Source organism: Chryseobacterium indologenes, assembly GCF_002025665.1.
GTDB classification, from domain to species: Bacteria; Bacteroidota; Bacteroidia; order Flavobacteriales; family Weeksellaceae; genus Chryseobacterium; species Chryseobacterium metallicongregator.
The window spans coordinates 4,851,060-4,863,502 of record NZ_CP018786.1; the positions used below are offsets into that span (position 1 = coordinate 4,851,060).

General features: G+C 36.1%; 9 protein-coding genes. 1 reads left to right on the forward strand and 8 read right to left on the reverse strand.

Annotated features, from left to right (window positions below; genetic code table 11):
* Nucleotides 1-57 precede the first annotated feature (57 nt).
* The 8 genes from BUE84_RS21900 to BUE84_RS21935 form a co-directional block, all read right to left on the reverse strand.
* The gene (locus BUE84_RS21900; protein WP_079243492.1) at nt 58-1,311 is read right to left on the reverse strand and encodes a polysaccharide biosynthesis C-terminal domain-containing protein; all 1,254 of its coding nucleotides are present in this window, start codon (nt 1,309-1,311) and stop codon (nt 58-60) included.
* A gap of 5 nt (nt 1,312-1,316) precedes the next feature.
* Complete coding sequence (locus BUE84_RS21905) at nt 1,317-2,450, reverse strand: glycosyltransferase (protein ID WP_079243493.1); 1,134 nt, start codon at nt 2,448-2,450, stop codon at nt 1,317-1,319.
* A 98-nt stretch (nt 2,451-2,548) separates the two neighbouring features.
* Nucleotides 2,549-3,037 (reverse strand): hypothetical protein, encoded by a 489-nt coding sequence (locus BUE84_RS21910; RefSeq protein ID WP_079243494.1) that lies wholly within the window; start codon nt 3,035-3,037, stop codon nt 2,549-2,551.
* Nucleotides 3,038-3,146: 109 nt separating this feature from the next.
* Nucleotides 3,147-4,283, reverse strand: coding sequence for a hypothetical protein (locus BUE84_RS21915; protein ID WP_079243495.1), 1,137 nt, complete (start codon nt 4,281-4,283; stop codon nt 3,147-3,149).
* 20 nt (nt 4,284-4,303) lie between these two features.
* A complete protein-coding gene (locus BUE84_RS21920) occupies nt 4,304-5,089 on the reverse strand; it encodes a (Fe-S)-binding protein (protein ID WP_034692631.1) in 786 nt (261 codons plus the stop codon).
* A gap of 89 nt (nt 5,090-5,178) precedes the next feature.
* Complete coding sequence (locus tag BUE84_RS21925; RefSeq protein WP_079243496.1) at nt 5,179-6,516, reverse strand: (Fe-S)-binding protein; 1,338 nt, start codon at nt 6,514-6,516, stop codon at nt 5,179-5,181.
* An 8-nt stretch (nt 6,517-6,524) separates the two neighbouring features.
* The gene (locus BUE84_RS21930; protein ID WP_079243497.1) at nt 6,525-7,475 is read right to left on the reverse strand and encodes an MlaD family protein; all 951 of its coding nucleotides are present in this window, start codon (nt 7,473-7,475) and stop codon (nt 6,525-6,527) included.
* Between the two features lie 128 nt (nt 7,476-7,603).
* Entirely contained in the window at nt 7,604-9,757 is a 2,154-nt protein-coding gene (locus BUE84_RS21935; RefSeq protein ID WP_079243498.1) for a SurA N-terminal domain-containing protein, read from the reverse strand.
* A gap of 261 nt (nt 9,758-10,018) precedes the next feature.
* Between BUE84_RS21935 and lon the strand changes: the two genes are divergently transcribed.
* Nucleotides 10,019-12,424: an endopeptidase La gene (gene lon, locus BUE84_RS21940; RefSeq protein ID WP_079243499.1), complete on the forward strand. Its 2,406-nt coding sequence runs from the start codon at nt 10,019-10,021 to the stop codon at nt 12,422-12,424.
* Nucleotides 12,425-12,443: the final 19 nt, after the last annotated feature.

Below are 12,443 nucleotides of genomic sequence, written 5' to 3' on the forward strand. Positions count from 1 at the left end.
TTAATAGATTTGTAAAAATAGGAAAATGACTTTGTTTTCTGTATGTGTCCGAAACAATTATTTCTTTAAAAATTTTTGCCTAAAAACCTGTATTTCTTCTTTTGTAACCATATAATCTTTCAAAATAAATGGAGTAGAAGCATAAAATTTTCTGAACAACAGGAAAGCTGAAACAAAATAGGATGATGTAGTGGCAATACAGGCTCCTAAAATTCCCCATCTTGGTATGGCAATAAAAGAAAGTATAACAGTAACCACCAGTCCTACAATAGATTTTATATTGAGAATTTTCAGCTCTCTCATTCCTGAAAAGTAATGCCCCACCATATCACTTACGGCTATGGCAAAAATTCCCGGTGATAAAAGGAGCATGATTTCTTTGGTGTCTCCGAACTCTTTTCCAAAGATCATCTCATAAACCTGAGCGGGTATAATAATGATTCCCAACACAAAACCTATCATCAGAAAAAAAGTCAACTTTAAAGATTCTTTAGTTTTTCCTATGGATTCTTCCCTACTTTTACTGTTAACCACATCTGAATATAAAATAACAGCAATACTGCGGGTAATAGTCCATATAGCTTCCGAGAAAGTAACCCCGATAGAGAATATTCCTACACTGGCAATGCCTTCAAAATATTCTAAGAAATAAAACGAAAGCCTGTAATTCAAAAACTGAACAAAAGCGCTTAGCTGAGTTTTCCAGCCATATTCAAACATATTTCTGCCCACCTCCTTACAAAATGATATTTCGGAAATATTGCATTTTTTGATAATCTGAAAAAAGCTGGTAAGGAAAAGAAGTGCCAGACATCCAATCTGGGCAAGAAAATACACTGAAACATCTTTCTTTCCGAACAGATACACCAATATTCCTATAAAGATAATATGAACCAACTGCTGTAAAACAGTGTAAACATTAAACTTCTTAATATTCTGTGTTCCAATAAACAAGCTGATATTGGTAGATAAAAGAGAAGAAAAAACAGATATTCCGATCAGATACACCAGATATTCGCTCTGAATAGAAGCTATACTGAATAAAAAGGGGATTAAAAGCCCTGTCAGGAGAGACCACAGATAGGCATATAACAAAACCTTTTCTATTTTAAATCTCGAGGCGAAATAAGAAGCACTGCTTCCGGAAAAGATACTACTGAAAAAACTTACTGCTGCTGCATTAGCCACCACAATGGAAATAGTTCCCTTACCCTCACTTCCCCACATATTCGTAGAATAGATCACCAGTCCGAAACTCAGGATCAGAATAAGGAAGCGTGAGACAAATGTTTTAATGATAGTAAGCTGCATGGTGATTATTTATCAATAGATTTTTTTACAAAATCAACGAAGGAATCTTTTATGAGTCCCCAATTATATTTTTCTTTAAATTCTTTTCGTGCATTGAGAGCATACAAATGGTACACCTCCGGATTCCTGATATAACTGATAATAATATCCGATATTGCTTCAGCATTATGAGGCTCTACCAGACTTCCAAATGAAAGTTTCTTCATATGCTTCCGGATGCCCTTCAGATTTGAATAAATCACAGGTTTTCCTGCTCCCATAAAGTAAAACAGTTTTATCGGCAGAGAATGGTTGTTTTCAAAGTTAATTTCCCTGAGATCAAAACATAGATCCGCATCAGCAAATGCTTCTGTAAATGTTTCAAAACTCGTTGGTTTTCTGATCTCAATATCTTCAAAAGAATAGGTCTTCAATAATGATGAAAAGTAGAGCTCATCGCTTTCCTGTACCGTTGAACCAATAATCAGAATCCTGATATGGAGTGCAGGCATTTTCTGACGAAGCCTATCTATTGCCTTGAAGAAATTTTCAATTCCCTTATCTTTAGAAATCTGACCTGTGTAACAGAGTGTAATAGCTTTCGGATCAAGCTGTTTTATACTTTCTTTGATGTAAAGAGAATCCGGATAATAAGGAACAATGATCTGTTTTTTAAATCCAAAAAAATAAGATAAAGGAAACTTTTTAGTGGTCTCACCAAAAATGAAATGGGTACTTAAAAATCCAGCATACAGCTGAATAAGAGAAAACTTTATGGCCTGAAAAATGGTAGCCGGAAACCTGTACTTTTGAAGCATTGACATGGAAGGATACCATTCTGTAACGTCATAGATACAACTTATCTTATGCTCTTTTACAAATTTCTTTACGGCTACAACAGCCAATGGTTCAGAGCAAATGATACATTCGGGGTGAAAAGCATTACAAACTTTTCTGAGAGTTTCCATTTTCGTTTCTATGCTTTCTTCAAGAACGGCAAAAGATTCTATTTCAATCCCATCAATACAACCTTTATACTCTGCATATAAACTGCATATTTTCACTTCATACCCATTATCTCTAAGAGCTTTCGCCTGATGATAAAAAATGCGGTCATCATTATAGCTGTGGGAAGTCGTTAAAAAAAGTACTTTAGGCATTAGTCACTGCTCGAATCTATACAAATATACATTAAAACAAAAAAGTGGAAATATATTTTCCACTTTATGATTATTCTTTTGTATCAGCTTAACAGCAATTATTTTATAGAAGCCGCCCAACTTTTCTCCAAAGGAAGAAGGAAGTGGCTTAAAAAGTCAAGATAAGTATTTTTAGAGAAGTCAAAAACCTGGATATCTTCTGCAAACTCTCCATTTCTCAACTTCGTTTTAAAATCAATTAATTTTAAAGTTTTTACTTCCCCGTTCTCAACAAAGCTTGCTTTCATTCTATCAAAAAGACCTAATTGATATTCTTCATCAATTTCTCTCATCACCTTTCCTAAAGCATCAATGCTGCATCCTGAAGCCATTTCTTTTTCTTCGTCTACACACACTATGATAAACTGATTCTTTTCAATTTTAAATGAAGAAGAAAGAGGTTTTCCATGAGCAGCCCATGTTGCAAGGAAATCAAATAGTTTCTCGGTAATGGCTTTTGCTTCTTTTGTTTCGAAAGGTCTTGAAGCCGGATATATAATGACTCTGTAGTCGTTGGTTTCTACAATATTAGATTCTTCGATTTTCATAATGTAAATATTTATTTTTCAAGGATTTATCAAGTAAAATAAATTCTGATCACTGACCAGAACATTAATTTAACAATGATTGAATATCCTTATCATCTTAAATACAAAATTACGCAATTTTCTCGAGTTTAAGATCATTGTATTTTTTGCTCAGTACATAGAGCATAATAATGAAAAGCGGAAAAATGAAGGGAAAGAAAAACCTTAATGCAGCCGACTGCGGAAAGAAGAAGAATTTGATATAAAGATTCACCACTAAAAGAACGGAAATCATTCTTACCCATACATCTTTGGAACGCCAGAAAATTACTCCAATCATAATAGCTACCGATAAAGTTACCTTTTTGAAATAAATAATCTTGATGTAAATGATACTCAGATAGTCCATTAAACTAACGTCTATCGGATGTGTGGAAATAATAGGTCTTCTATCAATAAAAGTGTCATAAAAGAGATCTTTCCATCCCGGATAATGATAAAACTTAATGATGGCCAGATACATAACCAGAAGAACTGTTCCCTGTACAATAAAAGAAACATCAATTTTCTTTTCCTGAAAATAATGGAAAAAGAAAACAGCAACAATATAAGTCAGGGTGAATGTAATATAATCCGGCCGTATAAAGGTAATTCCAAACAGAAGTACAAACATGGCCCATTTGTTCCATTTTTTAATTAAGCCAATCATAAAAATCAGCATAAACTGAAAGATAAACATATCCGGCGTAGAGACCCTTGACATGTAAGTCATTGGCGGTAAAAGCATTGCTGCAATGGTTAATACGATAGCAAGCCAGTATTTTTTCGGGAACAGGAGTTTTAGAATATAAAATAATAATATTCCTGAAAAAAAGTAAGAAATAAGACTTGTAAACAGTATAGCCATTGGCGATGACAGTCCAAGCTTATAAAAGAGAGTAATCACAAGAATATACCCTACTTTGATCTGAAAATAGGGTAATTGTTCTGTAAAAGATTGTGTATTTTTTACGAAATACTGCCTTGGAATATCCCACTGCTTTATTCCTATAATGTCTGTATAATGTTCTGCAGGAGCTTCTTTTTTTATTTCCTCATACGTAAGGATTCGAACTTTATCCGGAGAATCCGGAAATTCCGAAGTATACATACATCCCAGATACCCCGGCATGTCCCAATCATATACTCTGTTTTGATAATTCCAGAATGTAAGAAGAGCAAGTATCGAAATGATAAACAAAAAGGAGAGTCTCCATTTCAGCTTCATAAACCTGTATAAGATGTCAATTATAAGTCTTCTGCTTCAGCAAGAAGTTCAACGATATCTTTTACGGCAACTTCTGTATTTTTATTAAAGTGTTTTACCCCATCCGTCATCATGGTATTACAGAAAGGGCATCCTGTAGCAATTACCTTAGGTTCAAAGGATAAAGCTTCTTCAGTTCTTTCAATATTGATGTCTTTCTTTCCTTTTTCAGGTTCTTTAAACATCTGTGCACCACCTGCACCACAGCAAAGACCATTGGTTTTGCAACGTTTCATTTCTACAAGTTCAGCATCCAGCTTCTCAAGAAGCATTCTTGGTGCTTCATATTCGTCATTGGCACGTCCCAGATAACATGGATCATGAAAAGTAATTTTTTTCCCTCTGAATGCACCTCCTTCAATCTTCAGTCTTCCTTCTTCCATTAAGGTTTTAAGGAACTGTGTATGGTGTACTACATCAAAGTGCCCGCCAAGGCTTGGATATTCATTTTTAAGCGTATTAAAACAATGTGGACAAGCCGTTACGATTTTCTTTACTTCGTAAGCATTCAATACTTCAATATTGGTAAGAGCCATCATCTGGAATACAAATTCGTTTCCTGCTCTTTTCGCAGGATCTCCTGTACAGCTTTCTTCCTGTCCCAGAACTGCAAATTCTACCCCTATTTTATTTAATATCTTGCAAAATGCTTTTGTAATTTTTTTAGCACGGTCATCAAAACTTCCCGCACATCCAACCCAGAATAAAACTTCCGGAGCTTTTCCTTCGGCAGCATACTCTGCCATTGTTTTTATAGTGAAATCCATTTCTTTTTCAATTTGAAAATGTGAGAATTTGGAAATTTGAAAGTGATGTAGGCTGTAATCAATTTCAAATTTTCAAATTGATTAATTATCTAGTTTTCCGATGCCCAGTTCAGACGGTCAGCCTGATTATACTGCCAAGGGGCTGCATTGTTTTCCACATTCGTCATCATCAGGTTCAGTTCCTGTGGAGCAGCAGACTGTTCCATCACCAGGAATCTTCTCATTTCAAAGATAATGGAAAGCGGGTCAAGCAATACCGGACATGCGTCTGTACATGCATTACATGTGGTACAAGCCCAAAGTTCTTCTTTCGTGATATAATCGTTCAACAATTTTTTACCGTCATCAACAAATTTTCCGTTTTGATCAATATTTCTTCCTACTTCTTCCAATCTGTCTCTGGTTTTCATCAGGATTAATCTCGGAGAAAGTTTTTTACCGGTAATATTAGCAGGACAAACAGAAGTACAACGCCCGCATTCTGTACATGAATAAGCATTCAGCAATTGTACCTGATTCAGATCGAAGATATCTTCAGCACCGAATTTAGAAGGGACATCAGCTTCTGCACCTTCAGCCGGAGCAGCATATGGATCTGCATTAGGATCCATCATTAATTTGATCTCCTTTGTTACAGACTCAAGGTTATTGAACTTTCCTTTTTTATCAAGATTTGCATACCATGTACTTGGAAATGCAAGGATAATATGTAAATGTTTTGAGTAATAAAGATAGTTCATAAAGAAAAGAATACCTACAAAGTGGAACCACCACGCAGCTTTCTCTGTGAACATCAAAAATCCGCTATCAAAGCTGAAGATTTCTAAGAACGGAACAAATGTCATCTCACTGATGGGGAAGCTTCCATGCTCTGGTAAAACTCCTCTTGACTGTAAAACAAAATCTGAAGCATTCATCATAAAGAAAGCCATCATTAAGGCAAACTCAATAATCAAAATCCAGTTGGCATCATTTTTTGGCCAACCGAAAAGTTCTTTCATCGTCAATCTCTTCACTCCGTAAAAATTTCTACGAATAAAGAAAATGACAACCCCAACCACTACAAGAAGTGCTAAAACTTCTAATGTTGCTGTGAAGAAATTATAAAATGTATGCCCAAAAATGCTTGATAAAAAACGGTGTGTACCAAATATTCCATCAACAACAATTTCTATTAATTCAATATTAATAATCACGAAACCTACATATACAAAAAGGTGTAAAACTCCTGCAACAGGACGTGCTGTCATTTTACTCTGTCCCATGGCCACACGAGCCATCGTTTCCCAGCGTTCTCCTTTTCTGTCGTTTCTATTGATTTCGTGACCTAACCTGATATTTCTATAGATCTTCTGGAGGCTTTTGGCAAACAGCCCAAATCCCGCCACTAATAAAATCAGGAAAATAATGTTATCGATGTACTGCATAAGGCGTATTAGTCTTTGTTATTTTTACCGAAAACCGAGAAGTTAATATATCTCTTCGGATTCGCTTTCATATCTTCAATCAATGAATTCAAATTGGAAGATGCTGAATTCAGGTTGTTGTAAAGCTGTTCATCCTTCATCAGTTTACCTAAACTTCCTTCTCCTTTATCTATACCACCGATCACCTGATTTAATTTTCCTACTGTAGCATCCAAATTGGCAATCGTAGCATTCAATTGTTTAGTATCAATACTCTGGGCCAGATTTCCATATTTATCCAGGGTAACTTTTCCACTCTGCATCGTAAGACTTGCATCGTCCAGCACCTTTTGCAACTTTGGATCATTATGTCCTACCAGTGTATTTACACTTCCTGCTGTAGTCTGTAATGCTCCCACTGTTTTATTAAGGTTAGCTAGTAAAGCTTTTATTTCGGCTCTGTTCTGAGCATCAAAAACCTGATTTGCATTGGTCATTAGAGAGTCTACTCTATGTAAAACCACCTGTAGCTGATCTTTTACCGGACCAACCTGAGAAGAAAGGCTTCCCAACGTTCCCAGTTTGAAAGCTCCTTTTAAGGTATCTCCGTCTTTTGCAGTCGGTCCTCCATACATAAGGTTTACTCTCATTTCTTTACCAGACATTAATCCTGGTTCAAAAATCTCCAATGTTGAATTTTTTGAAAATTCGAATTTGTTGTCGACTGTAATTTTTACGACAAAATTTATTTTTCCATCTTTTGAGGTGATAGGAATAATCTTGTCTACCTGTCCTACCTTCAAACCATTAATAGAAACCGCTGAAGATTGCGCCAGGCCTTCTACATTGTCATATTTCGCGTAAAATATATTGTCGGTAGTAAAAAGGCTTTTCCCTTTCATAAACTGAAACAACACCACAAAGCCTACGATAGCTAGAAGTGCAATCACACCAGCTTTTAATTCTTTACTGAACTTCACTTGCTAATTTTTTTCTAATAAGCAAATATAATACATTTTAAATAAATCTTTTCCTTTATTGTTCTGCGTTAAATACAAAAAAAGCGACAAAAAAAATTGTCGCTTTTTATATCATTGAAATGATTTTCTTATTGTTGCTGATTTCCCAGCTTGTTCCAGATCTCGATTCTGTAATCTTCGATATCTGCGTTATCCTGAAGACTCTTCATCCAAGCCTGTCCGAACATTCCAGCACTTCTCTGAGTAAGAGATTCTGTAAACTGCTTAAGATCTCCGGGCTGTTTGTTTACAGTTTCTGATTTTTTGATCAAAACATAAACTCCTGTTCCACCTTCAACCGGGTTAGAAAGCTTACCTTTTGCAACACCGAATGCTGCACCGGCAACTTTAGGTTCCATAGCACCTGCTACTGAAGGATTCAATAGGTTCACCTGAGCAGATTGTTTTGGAGCGGCAAACAATTTAGCAACCTGATCTAAGCTGGAAGCTTTTGCTGCTGCAATTTTATCAGAGATTTGTTTTGCTGCCAATTTATTTTTAACGATAACTTCAATCTGATCTCTCACTGATTCAGGATCCGCAAGACCTGCTTCCTGTTTTCCGTTCAGATATACTACAATCTTATCACCCGTACCGTCTACAGTAAATAATTCAGTATCTCCTTTTTCTCTTTTCTTATCAAAAGCCCAAGTAAGGATTTCCCCATCTTTTTCAGTACCTAAGCCCTGAAGCTGACCTTCAAATCTTTTCGCTGCTTTTGGATTAGAGAACTGATAGTTTCCTTTTTTAGCAATGTTCACAAAATCGTTGAAAGATTTTCCTTGAACCTGCTGAATGAATTTTCTTGAGTTTTTGTCTGTTTCAGCCTCAGTAGCATCTGAAGGTTTGATAGCTTTCACAAGGTTAGCCACTTTATACCCCATTGATCCTGATTTCTTATCTTCAATATTGATGATATGATAACCGAACTGTGTTTCTACTACTCCTGTAGCTCCTTTAGGATTGCTTGCAAGATAAGCAAGGAATTCTGGAACGAAAGGTGTCTCTGGTGTCGTCCAACCAAGACTACCTCCCTGAGCTGCAGAATTTGGATCGCTTGAAAGCTTAAGGAATTCTGTAAATTTAGCAGGAGTTGCTTTTACAATTGCACCAATTGAGTCTGCCAATTTCTTAGCCTGCTCTTTAGTTCTTGTTACCCCTTCACCTGCAGGGCTTCCTTTGAATGCAATTAGGATATGTCTAGACAAAGTAGAATCTGAAGGTCTTTTACCTACCAATTTAGAGACTACATATACATCTTGTTCTTTATAAGGACCAAAAGTCTGACCTACTGCTGCTGCAGTAATCTGATCTTTGATTGTTGGAGGCAATTGAGCAGGATTCAAATACTGAGGGTTGAATGGTGCATCAGAATTTGCCGCTACAAACATAGAATCGTTTTTAGTATTCTGGAAGTTTTCAGTTCCTCCGCTTGCATCTGTACCTCCTGAATATAATTTTGTAATTTCTTTCAAGGCTGCTGCATCATCTGCTGCACTTGGTTTAGATGGGAAAAATACAATACCGATATTTCTGCTTGGCTCAGCTTTGAACATTACAGGGTGCTTCTTGATGTAATCAGCAAGATCCTGTGTTGTCACATTGATCTTTGTTTTTTGAAGATAAGCCGCATAATCTACTTTTACAAAGTCGATATCTGCAAGCTGATCTCTCTGCTTCATCAATTCTTCAGCTTCTTTCTTACCTGTAGTAATACCTGCAGAAAGATTAGTAAACACCTGTCTTGCCATTAGTCTGTACTCGATTGTCTTTCTTGTTTTCAACCATTGAGTATATCCTTGAGGATTGGTGTTTTGTAATGTTTCAATTTCTTTTTTAAGCTCTTGAGTTTTAAAGTTACCTTTCTCATCAAAGAACTGTTGATTCTGAGCAAACATCTGATCGTACTGGATTTGATTCCAGAAATAATCATCAGTCATTTCAAAGCCCAATTTCTCAAACTGTTGTTTGATAAGTTTAGATTGTACAAGTAACTGCCAAGCCTGCTCTTCAAGACCGTTTTTTGGACGACCTTGCTGTTCAGCCTGCTGCTGCAACACGAAAAGCTGATCATTAAACTCTTCGCGGGTGATTTTCTCACCGTTTACTTTTCCTAAAACATCAGGATTCTTACCAAAAACCTTGTCGATACTATCTGGGTTCACCAGGAACGCCAAAAGCGCTAAGGCTATTACTCCCATTAAAAGCCAAGGCTTACTCCTAATCTGTCCTAAAATTGCCATTTTATAAATTATAGTTTTTTATCAGTTTGCGAAAATACACATTTTTAAGAAATTACAGAAACAGAACTGCTTAATTTTGATTTTTAATGCAAAGATTATCTAAAAAAGGAAATTTTGACCGTATTTTTAAGTAAAAAACAAATGGCATAAGTATTGTGCATTTTTAAAACATTATAATATGCCGCACGTTTTCAGAGTATATTATATAAAAATCCCTTTAACGATAAAAAACGAAAATGACAATTTGTCATTCGATTGACTATGACAGAATTTGAAGATATTAGTTTAGAAGAAATGATCAGTGACGGATTTGATATCGTAACTGAAGAAATCAATCTTTCCGACTTCGCAGAGACTGATAAAAATTCCGAACAGAAAATATTCCCTATACTTCCCGTAAGAAATATGGTTATGTTCCCTAATGTGGTAATTCCTATTACTGCAGGGAGAAAAACCTCTATCCAGCTTCTTGAAGAGGCACAGAAGAACGGAGATTTTATTGGAATTGTAAGCCAGAAAAATTCGGATCTGGAACAACCTTCCGAAAAAGATATTTATTCTACCGGTACCCTGGCAAAAATCATTAAGATTATTAAGCTGCCTGAAGGTAATATTACTGCTATCACTAAAGGTTTCCACAGATTTAAGATTAAAAAAATCATAGATAATAAACCTTACTTCAAAGCAGAAATATCAAAATTAAAAGACAGCCGGCCTAAAGATCAGGAAGAGTATGAAGCATTATTGGAGAACATCAAAGATCTCGCTTTAAAGATCATTGAACTTGATCCCAATATTCCTAATGCTGCAAATTTCGCGATCAAAAATATTAACAATAATGATGATCTTCTGAATTTCATCTGCACGAATGCTAATTTCTCTTCCATTGCAAAACAAAAACTTCTTGAAGAGAAAAACCTGATGATCAGAGCCAATCAGTGCTATGAGATGATGCATGAAGATTTCAGAAAACTGGAACTGAGAAATCAGATTCATCAGAAAACCTCAAAAGATCTTGATAAGCAGCAGAGAGAATACTTCCTGAATCAACAAATCAGAACAATCCAGGAAGAACTGGGCGGCGGACCTGAAAGTGATGTGGAAGATCTTATTGCTAAGGCTAAAACAAAAAAATGGAGTCAGGAGGTAGAAGACCATTTCCAGAAAGAAATCAGCAGACTTCAGCGTCAGAATCCTAATTCTCCGGACTATAACGTACAGAGAAACTACCTGGATTTCTTTACAGATCTACCTTGGGAAACTTATACAAAAGATATTTTTGATATTGCAAAAGCTGAAAAAGTACTTGACAAAGCACACTTCGGACTGGAAGATATTAAAAAGAGAATTCTGGAGCACATGGCTGTTTTAAAATTAAAAAACAACATGAAGTCTCCTATTCTATTATTGGTAGGACCTCCAGGCGTGGGTAAAACCTCTTTAGGAAAATCTATTGCTGATGCCTTAGGAAGAAAATATGTAAGATTATCATTGGGAGGACTTCATGACGAGAGTGAAATCCGCGGACATAGAAAAACGTATATCGGTGCCATGGCTGGAAGAATTTTACAGTCGATCAAAAAATCAGGCACTTCAAATCCGGTAATTGTTCTGGATGAGATTGATAAAATCGGACAAGGTCTTCATGGAGACCCAAGCTCAGCACTCTTAGAAGTTCTTGATCCTGAACAAAATAAGTCTTTTTATGATAATTTCCTGGAGATGGGCTATGACCTTTCAAAAGTAATGTTCATTGCTACAGCCAATTCACTTTCAACCATACAGACACCTCTTTTAGACAGAACCGAAATCATTCAGATTGCCGGTTATACTTTGGAGGAAAAAATCGAGATTGCCAAAAGACATTTGATCAAAAAGCAACAGGAAGAAAATGGGCTGGATGCCAAATCATTCAAACTTGGGAATGCAGAACTTAAGCATATTGTAGAAGCACATACTTCAGAAAGTGGTGTAAGAACTCTGGAGAAAAGAATTGCAGCCATTGGAAGATGGGTAGCCCTACAGACTGCTTTGGTAAAAGAATATGATCCAAAAATTTCAGTGGAAAAAATAGATGAGATTCTTGGAGTTCCAAGACCTAAAAGCTTATCTGAAATCACTGGAGTTCCAGGTGTAGTAACCGGTCTTGCATGGACAAGTGTAGGAGGCGATATCCTTTATATTGAAAGTATTTTAAGCAATGGTAAAGGGGCATTAACGATGACGGGAAACCTGGGAACGGTAATGAAAGAATCTGCTACTATTGCACTGGAATACATAAAAGCGAAACATGATGAGCTGGGAATACCACAAGAAGACCTGGATAAGAAAAACATTCACGTACACGTTCCTGAAGGAGCAACACCTAAAGATGGACCTTCTGCTGGTATTGCGATGCTGACATCAATGGTTTCTTCATTTAAAAACAAGAAGGTAAAGCCTCACCTGGCAATGACAGGTGAAATTACATTAAGAGGGAAAGTACTACCTGTAGGGGGAATCAAAGAAAAGCTTCTTGCTGCAACAAGAGCAGGAATCAAAGATGTTATTCTTTGTGAGGCTAACAGAAAAGATGTGGAGGAAATCAAAAAAGATTATCTGAAAAATCTGAGAGTACATTACGTTAACAGAATGGAAGAAGTCATTGACATCGCCATTGAAGAATAAAACAACTTATAACATATTA